This is a genomic window from Mariprofundus micogutta, assembly GCF_001895085.1.
Lineage (GTDB): Bacteria > Pseudomonadota > Zetaproteobacteria > Mariprofundales > Mariprofundaceae > Mariprofundus > Mariprofundus micogutta.
In genome coordinates, this window is the sequence record NZ_BDFD01000010.1 from 18,976 (window position 1) to 42,417 (window position 23,442).

Annotated in this window: 24 protein-coding genes; 14 read left to right on the forward strand and 10 right to left on the reverse strand. The window is 49.1% G+C overall.

The window, feature by feature from the left end; all coding sequences use genetic code 11:
• Positions 1–26: 26 nt before the first annotated feature.
• On the forward strand, positions 27–1,007 hold the full coding sequence (locus MMIC_RS06710) for an ABC transporter substrate-binding protein (protein ID WP_083530486.1): 981 nt from the start codon (positions 27–29) through the stop codon (positions 1,005–1,007).
• Positions 1,004–3,277 (forward strand): hybrid sensor histidine kinase/response regulator, encoded by a 2,274-nt coding sequence (locus MMIC_RS06715; protein ID WP_072659699.1) that lies wholly within the window; start codon positions 1,004–1,006, stop codon positions 3,275–3,277. The genes MMIC_RS06710 and MMIC_RS06715 overlap by 4 nt, the downstream gene beginning before the upstream one ends.
• 8 nt (positions 3,278–3,285) lie before the next feature.
• On the opposite strand, the gene MMIC_RS06720 is transcribed toward MMIC_RS06715, so the two are convergent.
• Together MMIC_RS06720 and MMIC_RS06725 are read right to left on the reverse strand one after the other, a co-directional pair.
• Positions 3,286–4,065, reverse strand: coding sequence for an OmpA/MotB family protein (locus MMIC_RS06720; RefSeq protein WP_072659700.1), 780 nt, complete (start codon positions 4,063–4,065; stop codon positions 3,286–3,288).
• On the reverse strand, positions 4,065–4,916 hold the full coding sequence (locus tag MMIC_RS06725) for a motility protein A (protein ID WP_072659701.1): 852 nt from the start codon (positions 4,914–4,916) through the stop codon (positions 4,065–4,067). The genes MMIC_RS06720 and MMIC_RS06725 overlap by 1 nt, the downstream gene beginning before the upstream one ends.
• Positions 4,917–5,135: 219 nt before the next feature.
• Here MMIC_RS06725 and MMIC_RS06730 point away from each other — a divergent pair, with 219 nt between their 5' ends.
• On the forward strand, positions 5,136–6,539 hold the full coding sequence (locus tag MMIC_RS06730) for an adenylate/guanylate cyclase domain-containing protein (protein ID WP_072659702.1): 1,404 nt from the start codon (positions 5,136–5,138) through the stop codon (positions 6,537–6,539).
• 8 nt (positions 6,540–6,547) lie between these two features.
• On the opposite strand, the gene MMIC_RS06735 is transcribed toward MMIC_RS06730, so the two are convergent.
• Positions 6,548–8,137: a hypothetical protein gene (locus MMIC_RS06735; protein ID WP_083530487.1), complete on the reverse strand. Its 1,590-nt coding sequence runs from the start codon at positions 8,135–8,137 to the stop codon at positions 6,548–6,550.
• A gap of 45 nt (positions 8,138–8,182) precedes the next feature.
• Positions 8,183–9,583, reverse strand: coding sequence for an NAD(P)H-dependent flavin oxidoreductase (locus tag MMIC_RS06740; RefSeq protein WP_072659703.1), 1,401 nt, complete (start codon positions 9,581–9,583; stop codon positions 8,183–8,185).
• Between the two features lie 157 nt (positions 9,584–9,740).
• Between MMIC_RS06740 and MMIC_RS06745 the strand changes: the two genes are divergently transcribed.
• Positions 9,741–10,844 carry a THUMP domain-containing class I SAM-dependent RNA methyltransferase gene (locus tag MMIC_RS06745; RefSeq protein WP_072659704.1) on the forward strand — a complete coding sequence of 368 codons (1,104 nt, stop codon included), beginning with the start codon at positions 9,741–9,743 and terminating at the stop codon, positions 10,842–10,844.
• Between the two features lie 40 nt (positions 10,845–10,884).
• Here MMIC_RS06745 and ilvA read toward each other — a convergent pair whose 3' ends face one another.
• On the reverse strand, positions 10,885–12,396 hold the full coding sequence (ilvA, locus tag MMIC_RS06750; protein ID WP_072659705.1) for a threonine ammonia-lyase, biosynthetic: 1,512 nt from the start codon (positions 12,394–12,396) through the stop codon (positions 10,885–10,887).
• A 39-nt stretch (positions 12,397–12,435) separates the two neighbouring features.
• On the opposite strand from ilvA, the gene MMIC_RS06755 reads away from it, so the two are divergent.
• The 4 genes from MMIC_RS06755 to MMIC_RS06770 are packed head-to-tail and all read left to right on the forward strand — an operon-like array spanning position 12,436 to position 15,236.
• Complete coding sequence (locus tag MMIC_RS06755; RefSeq protein WP_072659706.1) at positions 12,436–13,218, forward strand: aminotransferase class IV; 783 nt, start codon at positions 12,436–12,438, stop codon at positions 13,216–13,218.
• Positions 13,215–14,198 (forward strand): endolytic transglycosylase MltG, encoded by a 984-nt coding sequence (gene mltG, locus MMIC_RS06760; RefSeq protein ID WP_072659707.1) that lies wholly within the window; start codon positions 13,215–13,217, stop codon positions 14,196–14,198. The genes MMIC_RS06755 and mltG overlap by 4 nt, the downstream gene beginning before the upstream one ends.
• Positions 14,188–14,451 carry a DUF4911 domain-containing protein gene (locus MMIC_RS06765; RefSeq protein ID WP_171966471.1) on the forward strand — a complete coding sequence of 88 codons (264 nt, stop codon included), beginning with the start codon at positions 14,188–14,190 and terminating at the stop codon, positions 14,449–14,451. The genes mltG and MMIC_RS06765 overlap by 11 nt, the downstream gene beginning before the upstream one ends.
• Positions 14,451–15,236, forward strand: coding sequence for a PhzF family phenazine biosynthesis protein (locus MMIC_RS06770; RefSeq protein WP_072659709.1), 786 nt, complete (start codon positions 14,451–14,453; stop codon positions 15,234–15,236). The genes MMIC_RS06765 and MMIC_RS06770 overlap by 1 nt, the downstream gene beginning before the upstream one ends.
• A 21-nt stretch (positions 15,237–15,257) precedes the next feature.
• Here the strand turns inward: MMIC_RS06770 and arfB are convergent, their stop codons facing one another.
• On the reverse strand, positions 15,258–15,671 hold the full coding sequence (arfB, locus tag MMIC_RS06775) for an alternative ribosome rescue aminoacyl-tRNA hydrolase ArfB (RefSeq protein ID WP_072659710.1): 414 nt from the start codon (positions 15,669–15,671) through the stop codon (positions 15,258–15,260).
• Positions 15,671–16,588: a 3'-5' exonuclease gene (locus MMIC_RS06780; protein WP_072659711.1), complete on the reverse strand. Its 918-nt coding sequence runs from the start codon at positions 16,586–16,588 to the stop codon at positions 15,671–15,673. The genes arfB and MMIC_RS06780 overlap by 1 nt, the downstream gene beginning before the upstream one ends.
• A 148-nt stretch (positions 16,589–16,736) precedes the next feature.
• On the opposite strand from MMIC_RS06780, the gene MMIC_RS06785 reads away from it, so the two are divergent.
• Genes MMIC_RS06785 through MMIC_RS06795 form a run of 3 tightly spaced genes read left to right on the forward strand, consistent with a single transcriptional unit; the run spans position 16,737 to position 19,067 of the window.
• Positions 16,737–17,639 (forward strand): D-hexose-6-phosphate mutarotase, encoded by a 903-nt coding sequence (locus MMIC_RS06785; RefSeq protein ID WP_072659712.1) that lies wholly within the window; start codon positions 16,737–16,739, stop codon positions 17,637–17,639.
• 19 nt (positions 17,640–17,658) lie between these two features.
• Positions 17,659–18,273, forward strand: a complete 615-nt coding sequence (locus MMIC_RS06790) for a class I SAM-dependent methyltransferase (protein WP_072659713.1) — start codon at positions 17,659–17,661, stop codon at positions 18,271–18,273.
• A 2-nt stretch (positions 18,274–18,275) separates the two neighbouring features.
• Entirely contained in the window at positions 18,276–19,067 is a 792-nt protein-coding gene (locus MMIC_RS06795; RefSeq protein ID WP_072659714.1) for a dienelactone hydrolase family protein, read from the forward strand.
• Here the strand turns inward: MMIC_RS06795 and MMIC_RS06800 are convergent.
• Both MMIC_RS06800 and MMIC_RS06805 read right to left on the reverse strand, forming a co-directional pair.
• On the reverse strand, positions 19,059–19,553 hold the full coding sequence (locus MMIC_RS06800) for a hypothetical protein (RefSeq protein WP_072659715.1): 495 nt from the start codon (positions 19,551–19,553) through the stop codon (positions 19,059–19,061). The genes MMIC_RS06795 and MMIC_RS06800 overlap by 9 nt on opposite strands.
• 349 nt (positions 19,554–19,902) lie before the next feature.
• Entirely contained in the window at positions 19,903–20,409 is a 507-nt protein-coding gene (locus MMIC_RS06805; RefSeq protein ID WP_072659716.1) for an FKBP-type peptidyl-prolyl cis-trans isomerase, read from the reverse strand.
• Between the two features lie 243 nt (positions 20,410–20,652).
• Here MMIC_RS06805 and MMIC_RS06810 point away from each other — a divergent pair, with 243 nt between their 5' ends.
• From MMIC_RS06810 to MMIC_RS06820, 3 genes are all read left to right on the forward strand, one after another.
• Positions 20,653–21,426 (forward strand): ribonuclease H family protein, encoded by a 774-nt coding sequence (locus MMIC_RS06810; RefSeq protein ID WP_072659717.1) that lies wholly within the window; start codon positions 20,653–20,655, stop codon positions 21,424–21,426.
• Between the two features lie 82 nt (positions 21,427–21,508).
• The gene (locus tag MMIC_RS06815) at positions 21,509–22,321 is read left to right on the forward strand and encodes a lytic transglycosylase domain-containing protein (protein WP_072659718.1); all 813 of its coding nucleotides are present in this window, start codon (positions 21,509–21,511) and stop codon (positions 22,319–22,321) included.
• Positions 22,322–22,425: 104 nt separating this feature from the next.
• Positions 22,426–22,794 carry a hypothetical protein gene (locus MMIC_RS06820; RefSeq protein WP_072659719.1) on the forward strand — a complete coding sequence of 123 codons (369 nt, stop codon included), beginning with the start codon at positions 22,426–22,428 and terminating at the stop codon, positions 22,792–22,794.
• Between the two features lie 119 nt (positions 22,795–22,913).
• Here MMIC_RS06820 and MMIC_RS06825 read toward each other — a convergent pair whose 3' ends face one another.
• Positions 22,914–23,282 carry a YMGG-like glycine zipper-containing protein gene (locus MMIC_RS06825; protein ID WP_072659720.1) on the reverse strand — a complete coding sequence of 123 codons (369 nt, stop codon included), beginning with the start codon at positions 23,280–23,282 and terminating at the stop codon, positions 22,914–22,916.
• Between the last annotated feature and the right edge of the window lie 160 nt (positions 23,283–23,442).

Below are 23,442 nucleotides of genomic sequence, written 5' to 3' on the forward strand. Positions count from 1 at the left end.
GATATGATGCATGACATGTTGATGGTATGGAGGATTCTTCTGGCAATATGAATCTCAAACTGTTGTGGTCATTTCTGCTGCTGCTGATTGCCGGCTGTACCCCGGCTCCGGTCGAACCTGTTCGACTGGGTACCAATGTCTGGGCGGGTTATGAACCGCTATATCTGGCACGCAGTCTCGGCTGGCTGGATGAGCCGAATGTGAAACTGGTGGAGTTCACCTCTACAACCAGTGTGCTCAGGGCGATGCGAGACCATACCCTTGAGGTGGCAGCGATGACTCTGGATGAAGCGCTACTGCTGTATCAGGATGATCCTAACATTCGCATTGTGCTGGTGATGGATGAATCGTCAGGGGCTGATGCAATACTGGCCCGTTCCGGGATTGGCTCATTACAGGAATTGAAAGGCAAGCGGGTTGCAGCGGAAACCACAGCGCTGGGAGCATATATGATCAGCAGAGCCATGGATGTCGGCCAACTGCAACCTGGTGATCTCACTATTATTTCCATACCAGCCAATGAACATACCGCTGCCTATAAAAGCGGCAGCGTTGATGCTGTTGTGACATTTGAGCCGGTAAAATCCGAATTGAAGCGAGCCGGAGCGCAGGTGATTTTTGATAGCGCCCGTATTCCATCGGAAGTTGTAGATGTGCTCGTAGTTCACGATAATGTTCTCGAATCAAACAGAGATCGTCTTGAACAATTGATCGCAGCATGGTTCCGTGCTCTTGATTATCTGACTGAGCACCCGAATGATGCAGCCAAGCGAATGCAGCCCCGCCTGAAGCTGTCTGTTAAAGAGGTGCTGGCACAGTATGAGGGGCTGAGATTGCCTGACTTGAATGAAAACCTGGCGGTACTCTCCGGTGGCAATGAAAGCCGATTGTTTGAGTCTTCACAGAAAATGGCAGAAATGATGATCAACAAGCGCCTGATTCATAAGTTTCCAGAAAACGACATCATGGATGCGTCGTTACTGCATGCTATGGAAACAACCAGATGACTCTGACATGGCTGCCTATGCGATGGATGATTCCCTTGTTGATGCTGGGAACAGCTGCCTTTTCATCTGTAGCATTCTATTTTTATGAGACTCATCAGAGCATTCGCGCATTTGAACATAGCAAAAAAGAAGATGTGTTCAGGGATCTGTTTCGTGCAGCAAGTTTTGCGGAGTATATGCTGCTTCGACAGGATACGGCAGCCGTAACTGCGGAACTGTCAGGACTTGCTACTGAAGAAGGCCTGGGTGCACTGGTGTTGGTTGCCCCTGATCATAAGGTGCTTTATGCATCGAGAGTTGCCTGGCTTGATGAGGCAGTCGATAGCATTGATGAAGACCTGCGTTCACTGACGCTCTCTACTCCCCAGCGTATGCAGGGGCACGCGCATTTTTCGGAAGACAGAAACAGTCTCTACGTGCATTTTCCTGTCCGTTTCCAAGGTGATGAGAGTGATATTCGACCCATGAATTACGGTTCTCTGGTGGCTCGTTATGATCTGCACCCGACAAAACAGCAGATTTACCACGACGTAGAGGCCCGATTGCGACTGTTTATCGGCCTGTTTTCTCTGATATCCATATTTATCTGGCTACTTTCTCACTATGCCCTAACCAAACGCGTACAGCGTATTGTCCGATCGGCCGAAGCATTTGCTTCGGGAGACCTGCAGGCACGATCTGCACTTACAGGCATGGATGAGCTGGGCCGAATTTCAGATGCATTTGATCAAATGGCCGATCAGATTCAGACGTCAATCAGGCAACAGGCTAAACTGGTCAGTGCGATTGAAACGATGGTTGAGTGCGTATTCATCACTGATGTAAATGGAAATATTGAATACGTAAATCCGGCCTTTACAAAGGTCACGGGATACAGTGCAGCCGAGGCTGTGGGTAAGAATCCCAGATTTCTCAAGAGTGGTGAGCATCCACCTGAATTCTATCAGGCTTTCTGGTCTCGCTTGCTCTCGGGCAGTGTCTGGAGCGGTCAGATGACAGATCGCCGTAAAAATGGTGATCTCTATTATGTCCGCTCTTCGGTTGTGCCTGTAACCGATGAAAAGGGCGTCATCAGCCATTATGTTGCTGTGCAGGAAGATATTACCGAACAGTTGGCCAAGGATGAGAAATTGACTCATGCAATGAAAATGGAGTCTCTGGGGACTCTGGTGGGCGGTATTGCGCATGAATTTAACAATATGCTCGCTGGTATGGTCGGTAATCTCTACATCGCTCGCCAAAGAGCGGCAGGCAAGGATGATGTGATAGAGTCCATTGATCGTATTGAGAAACTTGGCTATCGGGCAGCTGAGATGATCAAGCAGTTGCTGGCCTTTTCACGGCAGGGCTCAAGCGAATTTACCAGTCTGGACCTGACATCGTTCATGCATGAGACCATCAAGTTAATTCACGTCAGTGTGCCGGAGTCTGTAGAACTCTCTCTGGACCTGAGTGATGAAGCATTGGTGATCAATGGTGATAAAACTCAGATTCATCAGATATTGATGAATCTATTGGCCAATGCGAGAGATGCTGTTGTTGATATTGAGAAGCCGTGTATTTCCATTCAACTGCAACAGATTCAAACCGATGCAGAACTGCGCAAAGAACATCCTGATGCAGTTGATTCATATGCCATGCTTTGCGTATCTGATAATGGCCATGGAATAGAAGAGAAAAATATTTCCCGGATTTTTGAGCCTTTTTATACAACACGTAGTGTGGGTGAAGGAACCGGTTTGGGTCTTTCGATGGTGTTTGGCGCGGTGGAACAACATAATGGTTTCATCAAGCTCGATAGTACCGTCAGTCAGGGGAGTAGTTTTAAACTTTATTTCCCTCTGGTTGATGAGAACCCTCATGAAGTTGATGATAAACAGGAATTTTCCCTTGGGTATGGCGAGAAAATTCTGATCGCAGATGATGAATTGGCAGTGCGGGAAACGCTTGGCGAGGTACTCGTAGATGCCGGTTATCAGATTCAGTTAGCTGTTGATGGCGCAGAGGCTGTTGAATATTTTTCGGCTGATCCGGAATCATTTCATGCGGTGGTGCTCGACATGGTTATGCCCAGGCTTGGCGGCGTTGCTGCTGCAGAACAGATGCGCAGGATTCGACAGGATATAGCTGTCATTTTTCAGACAGGTTACGATCACGATCAAATGACATCTGTATCTGCTGCTGTAGCAGACGCTATTGTTTTGAATAAACCGGTTGATCCTTCCAAAATGCTTAAAATAATCGCAACTGTTGTGGCTTCGGGAAAATAAACCTCGCCTTAGCGCTCGTAAAGGAACTCCGGCCCCATCTCAACAATGAATTCTACCCGACGATTTTTTGCGCGCCCTTCCGGTGTGGCATTGGAAGCAAGTGGCATGGTGTCGGAATAACCAGTGGCATGCAGACGCTCAGGTGGAATACCAAGATTGATTAAAGCTATGACCACAGCTGATGCACGTGCGCTGGAAAGTTCCCAGTTGGATTTAAAGCGGCCTCTTTTGAGTGGAATATTGTCGGTATGTCCGGCCACTTCCACTTTGCCGCGATAGTTATGCAATACCAGAGCAATGTTCTTTAATGTGTGCATGGCCTTGTCACTCAGCTCAGTTCCTGCAGCGCCAAACAACATGCTGGCATGCATCTGCAGACGGATCTGGCCCGGTGAGAGTTTATAATCCATGACCCCGCCGAGTGAGTTGCTGCCGAGGATGCGTTTCACACTGTTTTCTGTGCCCTGACGCTGCCCCTGTCTTTTGACTGTCGCATTATCCGATACAGGCGAACCTTCGGTGGCGGTTTTCTGCGGTGATGTAGGGGCCTGCATTTTCAAGCCTGCTTTGGCATGGCTGACAGCTCCCATGATAATGAACAGCGCCAGAAGAAGAGTCATCAGGTCCAGATAGGCCACCATCCAGCCATCATGGGCGACATTCTGGGTGATCTCATCAGTCTGCTCGTCATGCATGCCACTATCGGGATCCGCCATGATATTGCTGCGGACAGACTCCATGCTGGAGTGGGGCGTGAAACCGCCGGATTTTTCGTCTGCAACATTCATTAGAAATCTTCATCCAGATTACGGTTTTTCTTCGATGATTTTTTTTCAGGGGCACGCAACTCATCACTAAACGCACTGCTTTCACCTCTGAGTTCATCATCATGCTCGGCTGAAAACGATTTCAGTGTTTCACGAATGAATACCGGACTGCGATTGCCGGCCAGCATGATTGTGCCCTCCACAATCATACGCATGATCATGGCACGTTTCTCAGTACGCCGTTCCACCTTGATGGCAATCGGTTTAAAAATAAGGTTGGAGAGTACCAGTCCGTACAAGGTGGTCATCAGTGCTACAGCCATATTATGGCCGACATTGTTCAGATCCGGCCCATTGATGCCGTAGAGCATGTTCACCATGCCGATCAGTGTGCCGAACATGCCAAAAGCTGGTGCATAGACACTCATGGTGTGGAAAATCTGTGCTTCTGCCCGCTCCTGTTCACGCAGACGTTTGATACGCCATTGCAGGATATTCACAATTTCATCAGTAGGAGTGTTATCAATAACCAGCTGAATCGAGGTCTTCAGGAAGGGGTTGGCAATGCGTTCCAGCTGATCTTCAATGCGGGCAAGATCACCGTGGCGGCGCAGACGAGCTGCATGGGCAATTTCAGAGATATCGTCACGCACTGAATATTGGCGGTTGCGGAATGCATAACCCAGCACACGCCAGACTTTACCCAGTTCGGATGTCGGGAAACTGACCAGTGTGGCAGCGATTGTGCCACCAATCACCACAAGAAGGCCGGGAAGATTGATATATACACCGGGTTCAACTGCAGAGAAAAAGATTGATAGAACGATTAGCCCCAATCCTGCCAAGATGCCTGCAATGGTTGATAGATCCATAATGATCTCCTGAAGAATGCTAAGTGGTCACTGTCTGTCGGTGAATTAAGCAAATTTGCGGCCAACCTTTGTTTTCAGATGCCGGTTGATTACATGCTTCATGCCGACCTGATTTTGACACCTGCCTGCGCTTTGTCCGTATATAGGTTGGCAAACAATATGCTAGATGAACGGGTTAGCTTGTCTGTCCGGCTTTTCGGGCATGCACCGGGAGAGAATATGTCACTGCGTATGTTATGGAGTTTGTTCACGATTATACTGGTTGCCGTTGTGGCTGTGGTGATGATGGCAAGTATCGCGGAGATTGAAAAACGGGCCTGGAAAGATAGTGAACAGCAGCAGGCCAAATTATTGATTACGCTGCTCTCTGATGAGCTGAAAATGCCCATGGTTGCAGGCTCGACAGCTGAAGTGGATACACTGATTAAAATGTTCAAACACCGGGTGCCGGGTACGTCAGTTTTTCTGCGTTGGGCCAGTGGACATACAGAATCATTTTCCGACAGTGCGATTCCTGATGAAATTGAAGCCGTGAACAAGCTGCCAGGGGAGGCAGCAGCCATTGAAGGGCAGGACAGATGGTATGGCATGGGTGTCAATTATAACACTACGCAGCTGGGGACAATTTCGATGTATTTCCCGGGCAAGTCATGGCGTGAGAATGATCTGCAGATCAAAATGAATTTGACGGCAACGGCAGCATCCATTGCACTTCTGGCTGCACTGCTGGTGTATGGCTTGAGCGGGCGTACAGTGAATCAGTTACGCATGCTTGCACGCGGTTCCAAGCGGCTGGGTAGTGGCGATTACTCCGTACATCTGCCGATTCGTTCATCCAATGAATTCGGCAAAGCCTTTAACCAGTTCAATTTGATGGTTTCCAGTCTTGAGCAGAGGGAAAAAGTGTATGATCTGTATGGACGTTATCAGCGTCCGCAACTGGTGGCTGATGAATACGACAGAAACACATTCCGCAGTGATCATTTGTCACGTGAAGTCAGTGTGCTTGCCATTGATATGATTGCTTTCAATGCTTATGCACAGCAGAGCCGTGATGATGAGCTTATTCCGATGCTTAATCGTATCTTTGCGCTGTTTCAGCAGATTATTCAGGAATTCGGTGGTCATGTGGATCAAATTTCCGGTGATAAGATGATTGCACTGTTCAATCATCCCTTTGACCTGAAATGCCACGAGAATCAGGCTGTGAAGGCCGGGCTGGCGGTCATACAGGCCAGTGAAAATATGGCATTGAAGCGGCCTGATGGTGGTCATGTCGGTTTCCGTGTCGGCATGGCTATCGGTGAGGTGTCGGTTGGTCACCTGGGGGTCGGGCGCAGGAAAGAATTCACAGTCATTGGCGAGCCTTTATCGCTTGCAGCCCAAATCGCCAAGATTGGTGATGCTCAGACGCTGACTGCCCAGTATGGCACCATGCTGGCACTGGGGCATGGCTTTAAGCAGAAGGAACTGGGGCAAAAGCGCTTGCCAAATGGGCGCGAGTTGCGTTGCATCAGTATTCTGGCCGGCGAGGCATACGTGAATCAGGAAATTGATGAGGTGCTGGCCAAGGCCTTAGTGCGGGCTGAACCTGATGATATGTATGAAGATGAAGGCTGGTAAGCAGAGCCTCAGGTTTCTGATTTCCCCTTCACTTTGGCGCGTACACATTCGCAGCGACTGTAATTCGGTCCTTTTTCTATAATCCGGTTAATACGGTAGTGAAAGCGTTTGTTATCTTTGATCAGTGCAAAAGTCATATTGCGGTAGATGCGGTTGTCCGGGAACAGGCCGGTGAGCTTGTTTTCGTTGACGGCAGTGATCAGCACAGGCCATGAACGTTTAAGGTCCATATCTTCACTGCCGCCGGATATCATGCCTTGTAGCAGTTGCATGCGCCCCTGCAGAAACGCAATACCCAAACGTTGTTCGCCGGTTTTTATCTCCTTGGCCCAGCGAACAAAACCAAGGCGGGGTTTTTCGTCATCCGTTAAGCAGTGAAAGCCAATCAGGCTGCCGACATATCCGGTCATTGCTTTATAGGAGAGGCGCTCCAAACAGGCACCCTGCGCATTGTGATTGATGACCAGCCATTGCGATGGACTGCTATGATTAAGCATACTCCCGGGTTGGCTGTGATCGATACCGGAGGCAAAAGATGACAGGGCTTTGCTACAGTCCCATTCTATCAGCGCCTGAGTGTCGGGCATGTCTGAACGTTTGCCGCTACGCTTTTGACCTGCAAGTGCGGCAAGAATGGCCTTGCCTCCAATCAGGGTGGTTGTCATGGCCTCTTCGGTATACAGCTCTTTCTGATGTTCAGGATTGCCTAGTATCGACCGGATATGCTCAACGGCCATGCTGAGGCGGCTGATCAGTTTGTCGATGGGGATGATGATACAGTCGTACTGTAGGGGGGCGGGTACTTCGGCTAATACCATGGCGCTGTTATTGGGGCGATTGAGATTGGTGACCAGAAAACGATCGCCATTGAGTGGTATGTCTGCCTCACCACTACGATATAAACCGGCCTGCAGACTGCCGATATGGTGCTGTAACTCTTTCCAGGTCTGTTTCTGCTCATTCCCGGTTTTGCTGTAGAAATCGAGCAACCTCAGTAGTTCAAATTTACATATTACACTGTTCAGTCGCGCGTTTTTTTCCGGAAACTGGTTATTCAGGGTGCTCGAGACAGCCAGTGCAAGTTTGGCCAGTTCAAAGAACTGACGCGTGGCGATAATGCTTGCTGCCTGATATTTCTCCAGAGAGATTAACAGCAGTTTAAGTGCCAGTTCCATGGCACTGCTGAGCATATCAACCAGAATGGGATAATAGCTGTTTTTGTCTCTGGCAGCCTTTTGTACCATTTCCACGGCTATTTTGTGTGAATTGAGTACAGCGGCAGTCATATCCGCATCGAACAGATCCAGTTCCTGTTCGAAACGGTTGAGCACCTTCAGGCGAAATTGTAGTGGGATGAGCGGATTAGAGTTTAATCTGCCCAGATAATGTTTCATGCCTTTGCGCAACTGTTCCGCCTGCTGGGTGGATGTGTTCAGAGCAAATTGGGCAAGTCTGCTTTCAATGTCGTTGAAAGGCAGGGTCAATGCATCGGTAAGCAGTTCGGCCCGGCCAAGCTGGAGTCGCTGCGCATGCAGACGCAGATCACTGTCCAGCTCCAGTGGAGTGGTTGACAGGGGGTGGGATGGTCTGTCGTTCATTCAGGCTGCACAGCTGCAATTCAAAACTGTATGGCCTGCAAGGTCTTAGTCCCCAGTGCAGATGCGGTCGACCAGTTGTTTAACAGTAGGGATGAAGCCATCGGCATAAAACGGGTCGCTGCCAAAGCGGTATGCGGCATGGCCGGCAAACATCAGATTATTATCCGGATTATCGCCATGACCAATTTGCTGCAATGTTTTCTGAATACAGAAACTGCGTGGATCAGCCTTATGGCCTGTTGTTCCTGCATCATTGGCAGCCCAGTTACTGAATTTGCACATGGAGAGGCAGCCCATGCAATCGAGCTGATCCTGGCGAATCTCTTTGGCTTTATCGGCATCGACAAAGATAAGAGTTGAGTCAGGTGTTGGCAGCGCTTTAACGAAGCCTTCTGCGATGTAGTCTCTGGCACGTTTCAGGTCGGCTTTGGTCAGATAGACCTCTTTGTTACGCACGCCAAAGGTGAATACCTCAGAATGATCTCCAGCCGGGTGATCGACAAAGGCCACTTCGCGGTCAGAGCGTTCATACATTTCATGCAGGAACGAGTTATAAACAGCGGAACTGTAGAAGCCGGTCGGTGAGAAGCGGTTCAGGCTGATATCACCTTCTTTCAGGGTGAGAAGCCGTTTCTTCCAGAGGTCAGAAATCGGACTCTCCTGAGTCAGCAGGGGACGGGTACCATACTGGAATGTGATCGGGCCGATCTCAGGGTTATTCAGCCAGTTCTCCCATTCACGCAGGAACCATACACCACCAGCCATGACAATCGGTACATGATTCAGGCCGAATTCGTTCATGGTTTTACGCAGCGCTGCGACGCGCGGAAACGGATCTTCAGGTTTATCAGGGCTTTCGGAGTTGGACAGGCCATTGTGGCCTCCTGCAAGCCAGGGGTCTTCATAAACAACGCCCCCCAACAGATCAGGCAGTTTGCGGTAGGAGCGTAACCAGAGTGCGCGGAAGGCACGTGCCGATGAGATGATAGGGTAGTAGTGGACATTATATTTCGCAGCCAATGGCGCCAGACGGAATGGCATGCCTGCACCGCAGGTGATGCCATGTATCATGCCTTTAGCACCCTCCATGACACCCTCGAGTACACGCTCGGCTCCGCCCATCTCCCACAATACATTCATATGCAGGCGACCGTTACCATTCGATACTTCATGTGCAATTTTTGCCTGTTTGATGCCACCGGCAATACCCTGGGCTACCAGCTCTTCAAAGCGCTCTTTCCTGCTGCGGCCGTGGTAAACGGTTCGGATAACCTGCCCGTTTTCATCCACTTCATCGGCATTTACGGCTGAAAAGGTACCAACACCACCAGCAGCAGCCCATGCGCCTGAACTTTCTCCGGTAGAAACGGCAACGCCTTTGCCTCCTTCTATCAGTGGTAACACTTCTTTACCTGAAATCATTAGTGGTTGAAGGTCAAAAGACATGAATTCGCTTCCTTGGGGTTACTCTTCATCCATGAAGAGAGATATTGGTTCTGCTGGTATCCGTGTGTCGTAATAATGAAGTTGCTGAGACTAGCAAAGGAGGACGGTCTAGCAAAGCTCACTATATCATGCAGCCACAGACTGATATGGTGCGGGCATGGAAAAACTATCTTGTTTTGCAATTGTTGTACCCGGTCTTGAAGGCTTGCTTGCCGATGAACTTATTGAACTCTCTGCTCATGATGTAAAGCAGGAGGAGGGTGGCGTCAGTTTTACAGCGTCGATGGATACACTGTTCCGTATTAATCTGCGCTCGCGTTGCGCCACACGTATCGTCATTCGCCTGTCGACATCCAAAGCGCTGACATATCCTGAGCTGTATCATAAAGTCAGGAAACAGCTCTGGCAGAAATACCTTGGCAATGGTGTGACTGTTGAGGTCAAGGCTAGCTGTCACCGATCCAAGCTGTTGCATTCAGGGCGCGCCGAGCAGGCTGTGATCGATGGTATCAATGCCTCGGAAGGTATGCAGGAGCGCCAGACAGGTCCTTTAAAACAACAAGTGATGCTGCGCATCGATGATAATATCTGCACTATCAGCCTCGACACATCCGGTGAGCGTCTGGACAGACGTGGCTACCGCAAATATTCAGGCCTTGCACCTGTGCGGGAAACCATAGCGGCAGGCATACTGCGCTGGATGGACTGGCAGGCTGATGAACCGCTGCTGGCCCCCATGTGCGGCTCCGGCACCTTTGCCATTGAAGCGGCACTCATGGCTGAAAAACGGGCAACCAATCTGAAGCATGATTTTCCATTTGCTCATTGGCCGTCATTAAAACAGAAGCGCTGGCAGCGGGCACTGCAGAAAGCTGAATCCATGCATTCAGACGGGAAGCCGCAAATTTATGCGACTGATCTGGCTGCAGGTATATTGGATCAGGCAAAGGAAAATGCGAAGCTTGCCGGTGTTTCTGAATGCATTCATTTTGCGAAACTGGACGTGCGCGAAATGACCGTTCCTGAATCTGCAAGCAAGGCCGGATTAATCGTCTGTAATCCGCCTTATGGCGACCGGGTTAAGGGTGATGTGCGTACGCTGTATAAAGCCATTGGTCAGCTGTTTTCTGAGCGTTTCGGTGGCTGGCGCATGGCTGTTATTGTGCCGGATCAGGGTTGTGAACATGCACTGGGGCTGACGGTAAAACGTCGCATGAAAATCAAACACGGCGGTCGCTGGATTTACGTTCTGGAGCTTTAAACAAGCCTTGCATGCTTTTTATGCATGGTCTTTATCCTTTTTATTTCAGGAAGATAGAGTAGGCAGGGTTATCTGATTCATTAACATAAGGGTAGCCGAGTGCAGTGAGGTATTTTTCAAACTCATGTCTGTCGTTAGCAGGCACTTCCACGCCAGCTAGCACCCGTCCGAAGGCTGCAGCATGGTTGCGATAGTGGAACAGTGAGATATTCCAGCGTCCACCGGCCCGACCGAGAAACTCAAGCAGGGCACCCGGTCGTTCAGGAAACTCAAATCGGTATAACACTTCACTCTCGGACATCGGACAATGGCCACCAACCATGTGACGGATGTGCAGTTTAGCCAGCTCATTATCATGCAGGTTCAGGGTTGGCAGACCGGCATTTTTCATGGCTTGTTCAAGTGCAGTAGCCTCATCATCATCGCCGATGCTTATACCGGCAAACACGTGCGCCTCATTGCGACTGGACATGCGATAATTGAACTCGGTGATGTTGCGGTCACCGATAATGCGACAGAACTCCAGAAATGAACCGGGACGCTCAGGAATAGTGACGGCAAACAGGGCTTCTTTACCTTCACCCATTTCGGTGCGTTCAGCCACATGACGCATACGATCAAAATTCATATTGGCGCCACTGTTAATGGCAGCAAGCAACTGACCACGTGCACCGGTCTGACGTACATATTTCTTCAGTCCTGCAACACCGAGTGCTCCGGCAGGCTCTACAATTGAGCGGTTATCCTCATAGATATCCTTGATGGCAGCGCAGATCTCATCTGTGTCGACCAGAATAATGTCGTCCACATACTGCTGTACCAGATCAAAGGTATATTTGCCGACCTTTTTCACAGCTACGCCATCGGCAAAAATACCGACCTGATCGAGCGTAAGGCGCTTTCCGGCCTTGATGGAATCATGCATGGCTGCCGAATCTACAGGTTCCACACCGATGATTTTTGTCTTCGGTGAATTGGCTTTCAAATAGATAGCCATACCTGCAATCAGTCCGCCACCGCCAATGGGCACAAAAACAGCATCCAGATCTCCCGGATTCTGACGCATCATCTCTTCAGCAATGGTTCCCTGGCCGGCAATCACCTGCGGATCGTCATAGGGATGCACAAAGACCTTTCCGGACGTCTCGCACAGTTCCATGGCATGTGCGCTGGCATCGGAATAGCTGTCGCCAAACAGAACGACGCTACCGCCCAGACGTTTAACAGCTTTAACTTTAATGTCGGGTGTGGTGTTCGGCATAACAATTGTGGCATCAATGCCAAGCTTGTGACTGGAGAGGGCAACCCCCTGGGCATGGTTGCCTGCAGAAGCGCAGATCACGCCACGGGCCCGTTCATCATCAGTCAGTTGAGCGATTTTATTGTAAGCACCACGCAATTTAAAAGAGAATACAGGCTGCAGATCTTCACGTTTAAACAGCACTTCATTGTTCAGGCGTGAAGAAAGCTTCGGCGCCAATTCCAATGGTGTTTCAATTGCCACGTCATAGACACGTGCTTGTTCGATGGCCTCAAGGTATAAATCGCTCATGGGGCGGCTTGCTACCACGAACGGTAAAAGGATTCGAGTTTGAAGATAACTAAAGTAGAAAATCTGGAGCGGGGGCTTGCCTATGGCGAGGCCTGCTTTGAGACTTTTCGGGTGATAAACGGCCAGATTTTCGACTGGCCAGGTCACTGGCAGCGTTTGGCGAGTGGCCTGAGCGAGTTCGGTTTAGATGTTCCGGCAGGCCAGGATCAGGAGGTGCTGTGTGCCTGTCTTCGTGAAGCTGCCAGGACTGGCCCTGATGTGCTGCTGCGCCTGACCATATCCGGTGGAGAGGCAAGCTGGGGTTTGACAGCAAAGGCCGGGGAAGCGGCTGTATATATACAGTGCATGCCTTATACAGGCAACCATGCTCCCGGCGCTCTCAGGCTGCAGAGCTGGCCGTTTCCTCTGAGGAAAAAGCAGTCTAAATTCACATCAGACTATGCCGAAACGCTGCGTGCCTTGCGTGGGGTAAATGATAGTCATGTACTGTTTGAGCAGGATGGGATGCTTATCTCTACTGCAACTGCAAACATTCTGTTATACCGTGATGGTCACTGGTCTACACCGAATGCGGATGCGGGGGTGTTGCCGGGCAGAGTGAGAGATTTTCTGATTCGTAATGCCCTGCTGGTTGAGGAGCCATGTCCGGTTGCGTGGCTGGAAGATTGCGAAGCGGCAGCAATATGTAATAGTGGTCTGTTTATCCAGCCGCTAGCCTGTATCGTTGATGTTGCAAGGCAGGATGCAATGGACATTCACCACACTGCATTGCAGCCATTAATAGATATTTTGCAGCAACAAGAGGGTGTGCAACTGTTATGAAAAAACTCGTGATATTTTCCATCGTCGGTTTGTTGCTGCTTATGCTGCCCTTTGTCTGGGTGTTCTGGCAGGCCTCTGCTGACGTCGCATTGCTTACTCCGGTGGAGATATCCGTACCTAAGGGTGCATCTACGATTAAAATCGGCCGTCTGCTGCATGCTGAGGGTGTGATAACATCTCCTTTGGCATTCCGTCTGGCCGTGCGTCTGAAAGGCGTCGGAGCAGGTCTGCATAGTGGACTGTACCGCTTTGAGGAGCCGGCCAATATCCATACAATCATTAGCAGACTCGAATCCGGTGATGTCATGTCATTCAGTGTTACACTGCCTGAAGGGCTGAGAACTGATGAGATGCTTGCCATTCTGGCACATAAAACAGATGTGAAACTGCCGCAGTGGCAGGCTGCCTTGAAAGCACTGCTGCCGGGCGAGGTGGAGGGGCGCTTGCTGCCTGAAACCTACCAATACAGTAAACCGATTGAGCCGAAACGCCTGCTGCAGTCGATGATCGACGCACAAAAGAAAGAGCTCGCAGCATTGAGTGCGGATGTCAGTCAGCAGGACCGGCTGCGCATCATGGCTTCCATTATAGAGAAGGAAACCATGCTCGATCATGAGCGGCCTCTGGTTTCCGCAGCCATTCATAATCGCTTGAAGAAGGGTATGCCTTTGCAGATGGATCCAACGGTGATTTACGGTATATGGCGCAGCAAGGGCAGTTTTTCGGGTAATATTCACAGGAAAGATCTCACCACTGATACACTGTGGAACACCTACACACGGCGTGGTTTGCCGCCAACACCAATCGGTAATCCGGGTGCTGCATCCTTACGTGCAGCAGCCACTCCTGCCGATGTCGATTATCTCTATTTTGTCGCAGATGGAACGGGTGGTCACAAGTTTGCCGCCACACTTGCCGAGCATCAGGCCAATGTGAAACAGTGGATCAAGATCGAAAAGAAGATGAATCGTGGCAAGTAAACAGACGCTGATTATAGAAGTTAAGCTATCATCGAAACAGACGTTCATCTTTCAATCGTTGCTGGAAGCCGAAGAGGGGCTGGCAGTGATGCGCTGCTTTGATCCCGAGCATAAAAAGCAACAGCTATGGACAACACCTGACCAGAGAGGAGAACTGCTGGAATGGCTGAGTACACTGCCTGAAGCAGTTGAGGTTCAGCTATCAGACGAATGGGTCTGGCGTGATGCAAGAAGCAATGGAGGGGTGGTGTAATGAAATTGCCAATCTACCAGATTGATGCATTTGCAGAGAAATCATTCGAGGGAAATCCTGCTGCAGTGTGTCCATTGCAAACCTGGCTGCCCGATGCCTTGATGCAGTTGATAGCAGAAGAAAATAACCTTTCTGAAACTGCTTTTTTTGTGCCAACAGAGGCGGGTTTTCATATCCGCTGGTTTACGCCGACTACCGAGGTTGATCTATGCGGCCATGCAACACTGGCTGCAGCTTATGTGTTGCTTGAGTGTCTTGCTTATGAGCCGGATATGATTACGTTTGAGTCGCGCTCAGGGCTACTCACGGTCTCGAAAGCGGATGACCTTCTGGTTCTGGATTTCCCGGCTCAGGTTCCTGTCAGTTGTGAAACTCCCGAAGCAATCTTGCATGCCTTTGGTATTGAACCGGTTGAATGTCTTAAGGGTGAAGATTACATCATCGTATTTGAGTTTGAGGAAGATGTTTTGACGACTGAGCCGAATATTGAATTGCTCAAAGAGCTCGATGGGAGAGGTGTCATCATTACTTCAACGTCGGACTCGTATGATTTCGTGGCGCGCTTCTTTGCCCCGAAATATGGCATCAATGAAGATCCGGTCACCGGCTCTGCTTATACGCAGCTGGTTCCATTCTGGTCGAACCGGCTTGGCTTGAAAAAACTTGTAGCCAGGCAGCTTTCCAGCCGGGGTGGTAATGTGATTTGCGAGCTTCATGAGCAGAGGGTGTCCATAGCAGGCAAGGCTGTGAAATATCTGCAGGGCGAGATTGACCTTAAGCTTTAGCGATAGCAGGGGAGTCTAAGTTTAATCGATGACCTTTTTTCTTAACGACTTGATTTGACTGCGCCGGTTCTTGGACTCCAGTCGCCGTTTAACCGATGCGCGGGATTTGCGTGTTGGTGTTCTCTTTTTCTGCACAACCATTGCTGTTCTGATCAGGGCTTGCAGCCTGTTTAGTGCATCGCTCCTGTTTTTATCCTGAGACCTGAACTGCCGTGCCTTGATAATAATGATGCCTTCTGAGCTGATGCGACGATCTCTGAGTTGCAATAAGCGCTCCTTATAAACCTCCGGCAGTGATGAGGCCTCAATGTTAAAGCGCAGGTGAACAGCACTGGAAACTTTATTGACGTTCTGGCCACCAGCGCCCTGAGCGCGAATGGCAGACATTTCAATCTCACCGTCGGGAATGCTGACAAGTCTTGAAATGTTCAGCATTAACCTGCCGAAAGTTCCCTGATCGAATAACGGTCTTTTGCACTCACATCCTTAAACGTAAACAGCTCGCTTTTGCCACCGTAAACCACATCTGTCAGCCATTGCTGTTCGGCCTCGATAGTTGCCTCGGACACCGATTTACTCCACACGCCTTTTCTCTGTTTGCCGCGCTCACTGTATGCGAAGTCTGCCATCCAGCGGTATCCACGCGCTTTCAGATCATCTTTTTTATCAAAGGGTGCAGCTACTGCAAAATAGCGACGGCTCTTTTCCCGAGCCTGAGCAAGCAGAGCACTCATCGCCAGTGTGCCGGATTGGGGAAGAGGTTTACTGAGCAGATGCAGTGTGGCCTGTGCGTCATTCACTGCCCTGTGCCCGTCGAAAAAATAACCCATCTTATAAGCTATATAATCAAGTTTGAGGCTGGCTATCTCCTCTTCCATCCAGTTGATATCATTAAAGGTGCAGGCCCAGTTTGTCTGGCTGATGACCGGAAAGCGGCGCTCAAGCATTTGACGATCATAAGCCGCGTTATGGGCTATGATCAGGTCTGCCTGTTGCAGCCAGACATTGATTTCAGCATCATCCAGCTTTTGACCAGCTACCATATCATCGCTGATGCCGGTGATCTGTCTGATGATCTCTGCCAGCGGTTCACCGGGATCTTCAAAACCTCCATAGCTATGCAGTATGCGGTAAATCAGCCCTGTGCCTGCATCGTACTCAAACACAATGAAGCCAAGTTCGATGATTTTATCATGTACTGTATCCAGACCGGTTGCTTCAACATCAATAACGATTCCGATGCGGGCCGTGGCAGGTTTCCCTGCTGTATAAAAATCGGGAGGATTCAGGCGTTCAATGACCTTGTACTGGCCTGATTTCTCCAGTTGCTGAATAAGCGCGCTATCGTTCATCTACTACTCCACAGTTCCCTGACTATAACAGCAACACTGCACGTGATACGGAAAAAATAAAATAATGCTCAGCAGGATTTGATATTCATTTCACCTTGCCGAAGCTGCCTGAAAGCATCACAGTGTGTTGGCTGGTTCTGGAGGGGATATGAATGCACTGACTTCCACACTGAATGATGATTTTGGCGAAAACGGGCATCTGGCCTTTCGTGATGCAGGGGAAGGTTTCATTGTTATCGATATCGATAACTGCCATTGTACTGCCACGATTGCCTTGCAGGGGGCGCATTTGATGCGCTGGAATCCAAAAGGTGAGGAGCCGGTGATCTGGATGTCACCTGCAGCCACGCTTGCGGAGGGTAAATCCATTCGTGGTGGCGTGCCTATCTGCTGGCCCTGGTTTGGCGCTCATGCCACTGAAGCCGATTTTTCTGCGCATGGTTTTGCCCGTACAGTTGCATGGGATGTTATCAATACTTCTTCGCTTGATGATGGAACCACATGTATCAGCTTTCGTATTGCTGAGATCAATCGAGATATGTGGAGCGATCAGGTGCCGGTTGAAATGCATATGCAGATCGGGGCAAGGCTGGAGATGGAACTGGTTACGAAAAACCGGAGTGAGGAATCAGTCACAGTCGGTGATGCTTTGCACACATATTTCTGTGTTTCAGATGTGAGTAAAGTATCCGTGCGCGGTTTAGATGCTTGTGAATATCTGGATAAGGTCGGCCCGACAGTACGCAAAACCCAGAAGGGGAATATTAACTTCGATCAGGAAGTTGACCGCATCTATTTTGATCAGGGGCAGGATATTGTAATCAGAGATCCGATAATGCACCGTGATATCCGTATTGAGAAACGTAACAGCCATTCAACCATAGTCTGGAATCCGTGGATTGATAAAACCCTGCGCATGGGCGATTTCGGAAGCGATGATGGATATCTGGGTATGGTTTGTGTTGAAAGTGCCAATGCTGATGCTGATATGGTGAAACTGGCTCCCGGTTATACACATCGTTTATGGGTACGCTACAGCATCGAAAAGTAAGCAGGCTGTTCCAGTGAAAATGTCTGACCTTGATAAGATAGAAAAGCTGACGCTGGATCATTACGAGCAGACAGCCGAGTCGTTCTGGCTGGGGACTCAGGATCACGATGTCAGCCAGAATATTGAAGCTTTTCTGCAGGCAATGCCTGATGAACAGGCCCTGGATATTCTGGATTTCGGTTGTGGCCCGGGACGTGACCTCTACACATTCAAACAGCTGGGGCACAGGCCAACAGGTCTGGATGGCAGTGAAACGTTCTGCCGGATGGCACAGCTTCATAGCAGCTGCCCGGTATTACATCAGCAGTTTCTTAGCCTGAAGCTGGAGCAGGGAGCTTTTGATGGCATCTTTGCCAATGCTTCGTTATTTCATATTCCCGGTTCACAACTGAGCAGGGTATTGGAACAGTTGCACACTGCCCTAAGAGCCGGAGGTGTTCTTTTCTCATCCAATCCAAGAGGAAATTCAGAAGGCTGGAACGGGCCACGTTATGGACATTATATGGAACTTGAAACTATGCAGGCCATTTTGGAGCAAGCTGGGTTCAGTATTGTCCATCACTATTACCGGCCTGAAGGTTTGCCAAGGGATAAACAAACCTGGCTGGCTATCGTCAGTCAGCGACAGGAGTGAACATGTATAAAGCTCTATTCACGTTATTGCTCTGTCTCATCAACCTGAATGCTTATGCGGGAGTGCAGGGCAAAGAGATTATCTATCAGGTGGGTGACACTGAATTCACTGGGTTTCTGGCATTCGATGATGCAGTAAAAGGCAAACGACCGGGCATACTCGTGTTGCATGAGTGGTGGGGACATAATGCCTATGCGCGTAAACGGGCCGAAATGCTTGCCGCTCTTGGCTATACTGCATTTGCACTCGATATGTATGGCACAGGTAAACTGGCTGCACATCCTGAAGATGCCAAAGCATTTATGATGGCAGTGACTGGTGACAAAGTGGAGATGGTGAAACGTTTTCAGGCTGGATTGAAAATTCTCACAGATCAGGCAAACGTGGATAGAAACAAAATAGCCGCCATCGGTTACTGCATGGGCGGTGGCATGGCGCTGAACATGGCCCGTTCAGGTATTGATCTGGATGTTATTGTTGTGTTTCATGGCTCTTTGGGAACTGAAACGCCTGTCACAGCAGGGCAGGTCAAAGCCGAAATCATGGTGTTTACCGGTGCAGCCGATCCATTTGTGCCAACTGAGCAGGTGCAGGCATTCGAGCAGGAAATGAAATCAGCCGGAGTGGTTTACACGCTAAAGTCTTATCCGGGTGTCAAACACAGTTTCACCAATCCGGATGCGGATGGTTTTGCGGCACGGTTCAAAATGCCACTGGCCTATAACAGAGCCGCCGATGAAGACTCGTGGCAGCAGATGTTACAGCTCTTTCAGAAGGTTTTCAGATCAGAGTGATTTATCGTTGTGCGGAGCCCGGCTCTCTTTGCTGTTTCCGGGCATGGTGCCTCTGACGCCATGCATTGAGAAAAATAACATGGCGAAATAATAGACCATGGTTTCAATGGTGATTCCTTGCATATTACCCGGTTGTGTATTACTGATGAACAGCAGGGGGATCATTTCCCATAACAATCGAACCGAAACCCAGGCCAACATGATAATAGCGCTGATATATCCGGCATGTCTCCAGATGCGCCAGCCAAGAAATGGTGCGAGTAGCATTAACGGGCCAAAATACATAAGTGTTTCCAGTTGCTTTGCCAGCGTTGTGCTTTCATCTATGAAGCACAGCTCATAGATAATGATGACGTATATCAGACACATCCACACTGCCAGTGCAGCTCCATATACTATGGCAAGTTTGCGACCTCTGTGTTCACGGACATCCGGCCAGAATGGCTGAGTAAGTAGTTTGAGCATCTGCTTAAGGCCAGGCTCCATTCAGCTCTCCTGCACAACAATAATATTAATAAAGCATGTTTCTCAGGATATTCAACCATGCCTGTGGTGAGGGATCGATAGATAAGCGAGTCACGAATACACACGAATGAACGTGAATAATGAGGCAGTGTAGTATGTGAAATCATTGCCCAAGGGCACCCTGTCCGGCTTTACTGTTCACCAAATGGTTAAGTTGGTCATAACAATGAATAGCTTGTCATTCGTGGTTGGCTGTTTTTTACTTGAGTAAGGCTGAATAGTTGCCATAAGTTGATGCTTCCCGCTAATGCGCGACAAACTCCAAAAAATGCCCCCCGAGGGGGAGCTGTTTTAGTTGTTGTTTTAGCGATTAGCTGCAGCAGTCGCCTGCACCGCAACATGCTTCGCCGCCATGTACATGGCCATGCTCTAACTCTTCTGCTGTTGCATCACGAATATCTTCAATCTCTACATCGAAATTCAGATTTTTCCCGGCCAGCGGGTGATTGCCGTCAACAGTAATATTGTCACCATCAATGTCGCTAATGCGTACAAACTGGATGTCATTGCCATCATCGGTGGCGGTCTCAAATTCCATGCCTACTTCAAGGCTATCGATGCCCTCGAACACTTCACGCGATACCACTTCAACCATAGCCGGATCGATCTCACCATAGGCATCAGCAGCTTCAAGCGACACCTTCAGTTTATCGCCAACAGACTTGCCTTCCAGTGCCAGTTCCAGACCAGGGATGATGTTCTCTTCGCCATGCAGGTAAACCAGCGCATCGCCACCTACGGATGAGTCGATGATATCTCCTGCAGCATTGGTCAGGGTGTATTGAAATGAAACAACTTTATGATTACTGATCTGCATGTTTATCTCCAGTGAACAGGTGAAATCTCTTATCGCCGATTCTTAATGCGCGGCAAGCTACTCATGCCAAACCGGATGACAAACATCTGCGGCTCCCTCTCTGCTTTTGAGCAGCCTGGCTTATCTAAATGAAACTGTTTTGAACTATTTGAGTACATGTCTGCTTCGAATGAGGTCGACTTCAGGTTATGCTTTCCCCGACTGACGCGCGTGTTTTTTATCAATCTAAGAAGAGGTATTCAGGTGGCCAAAAAGTTTTACGTGGTATGGCAAGGAAGAGAAACCGGAATTTTTACGGATTGGAATACGTGCAAAAAGCATATCGATAAGTTTGCCGGAGCCAGATACAAGTCGTTTTCGACCCTGGCCGAGGCTGAAGCTGCATTTGCCGGAAACAGGGCAACAGCGCGTAAAAGCGCAGGTCTTTCTTCTTCAGCCCAAAAGAGAACATCGAAGCAGACTGTTAAAACCTATGTGGCGACAGAGATCGCAGCCATGAAGGTCGATACCAAGATCTTTACCGATGGCGGTTGTGAGCCGAATCCCGGCAAAGCAGGCTCAGGTATTGCCGTGTATCGCAAAAATGTTATTGATGAGCTGTGGTACGGTTTATATAACCCGCATGGCACGAACAATACTGCTGAATTGAATGCACTGCATCAGGCTCTGATGATGGCAAAAGGAGAAATCAACAAGCATAAGTCTGTGGCTATATTTTGTGACTCCAAATATTCTATTCAATGTATTACCCAGTGGGCAATCAACTGGCAGAAGAAGGGCTGGAAAAAAGCCGGTGGTGAAATCAAGAACCTGGAATTGATCAAAGCGATGTTCGCACTGCATCAGTCATTGAAAGACAAGGTTCAGGTATTACATGTGAACGGGCACGTCGGTGTTGAAGGTAATGAATTGGCTGACCGCATGTCGATTCTGGCGATAGAGACTAAAAACAGAGATTTTAAACCTTATGCAGAGAAAATAGATATTGAAGCCCTGCTGGCACTCAGAGAAGGGTGATCTCAATCTGCTAACGCCAACTTTGTCTCCTGTTTAAACAGTTTGTTTGAAATAATGGCATGGCTATTGCTCATACATCCATATGAGTGTTCATCTGGATATTGGACAAATGGATTGGGGTGGTAAGCTGCTCAAGCAGCCTGAGCAGACTCGTGGTCAAGCAACTGCCGATTCATTCCAGCAGTATCTGGATAAAAGCAGTGATGAGTTATCATCTCTGGATGCTAGAGACATGAGCCCGGATGTTATCCGATCACTGGCAGCCAAGCTTATGTTGGCTCTGGATCGAGCCAGTATGCATGCACTGTTTTCTGATGCCGATGCAAGATCGGCTGGTTCGGCTGCAGATTATTTGTCTACGGACCTGTTTATGGCTATGCGCAACAGTACTCATTCACCTATGAACTCCATGATGAATAACAGAGATGCTCTGGCCACTGCGACTGCTAAGCCGGACAGTAGTGTTACGCCTGAGAAAACAGTTCATCAGGGATCTGTCTCTTTGGGCAAAGGACGGCAGCAGTATGCTCCAATGATTGAACGTGCCGCAGAGATGAACGGACTAGATCCGAATTTGATTGCGGCGGTGATTCAGACAGAGAGTGATTTTAATCCTCAGGTCGTATCCCATGCCGGTGCACAGGGCTTGATGCAACTGATGCCCGGTACTGCAGCCGATCTCGGAGTGCGTGATGTGTTTGATCCCGAGGAGAATATTCAGGCAGGTAGCCGATATCTGAAACAGCTTCTTGATCGCTATGACGGGGATACCGGGTTGGCGCTGGCTGCTTATAACTGGGGTATGGGTAATCTTGAACGCCATCCCGACCGGATGCCGGAAGAGACGGTAAATTACGTTGCCAAAATTACCGGTCTGATGAATAAAGCAGCGTGATTATCCAGACGATTTTGGCCGAAGAGGATAGTTTTTAAACACATTTCCGCGTAAATATTATGGCTATTGCATTATTTTACTACTCTGCACTATATTAGCATCGTATGGCCATTGACTATTCTATTGATACGCAGCGCAACCTTGTAATCACGACGCTTTCCGGAGTGCTGAATTTCGAAGAGTGTGTGGCCCATCATATCAAGCTTGGCTCTGATAAGGATTTTGATCCTTCAGGTTGCGAGCTGATTGATGGCAGTGCGTTAAAAAGTGTCGCGCTTGCAAGTACCTCGATTTTCAGTCTTTCCAAGACCTGTCCGTTCGGTTCAAGTGCACGCCGTGCGATTTATGCTTCAGACAATACATTTCATTACGGGCTGGCACGTATGTTCCAGATGGTCACTGGCGAGAAGCATGGTGAAATTATGGTGTTTAAAGATCGGGACGAAGCAGTCGCTTGGTTAAATATAGAGTAAACCACAATTCGATCTTCAGGAATTAAAAGAGCCTCCCATTGCGGGAGGCTCTTTAACGAACGGCCAATCCTGTAGAGGGGGAGGGGGAGATGGATTGGCAGTCGAAATCGTTATATCAGTTAATCATCATCATGATGGCGGTATCTGGAGTGACGTGAGTGATACCGGTCATGACTACGGGAATATGATGATCTGTGTTCACGATACTCATGGCGATATCTTGCAGGCCTGTATTGTGGGCGGTGCCGATGAACGACATAAGCAGGTTCATACTGGCTGCCGATTACTGCACCGGCGATGGTGCCGAGAACAGCGCCGAAGATCGCACCTTCAACAACCTGATTCTGACTTGATCCTACAACAGCACCGGTTGTTGCACCGACAACGGCACCTGTGGCCATAGCGCGGTCCTGATATGAGGCTGCCTGAACAAGTGGGGCTGCCAGCAGGGATGCGCTTAACAGGATGGTGGCAATGAATCGTTTCATGATTTGTCTCCTGCGGGATGGTGTCCCTCATGCAGCAAACATTACGGGCTGAAATGTTTAGCTGTGCATCTACTGTGTAAAATGAATGCAAAGAAATTGTAAAACTTGATGTGAATGTTTTTTTATCCCTTTCAGAATCATCATTCTCGGGTTTACGAAA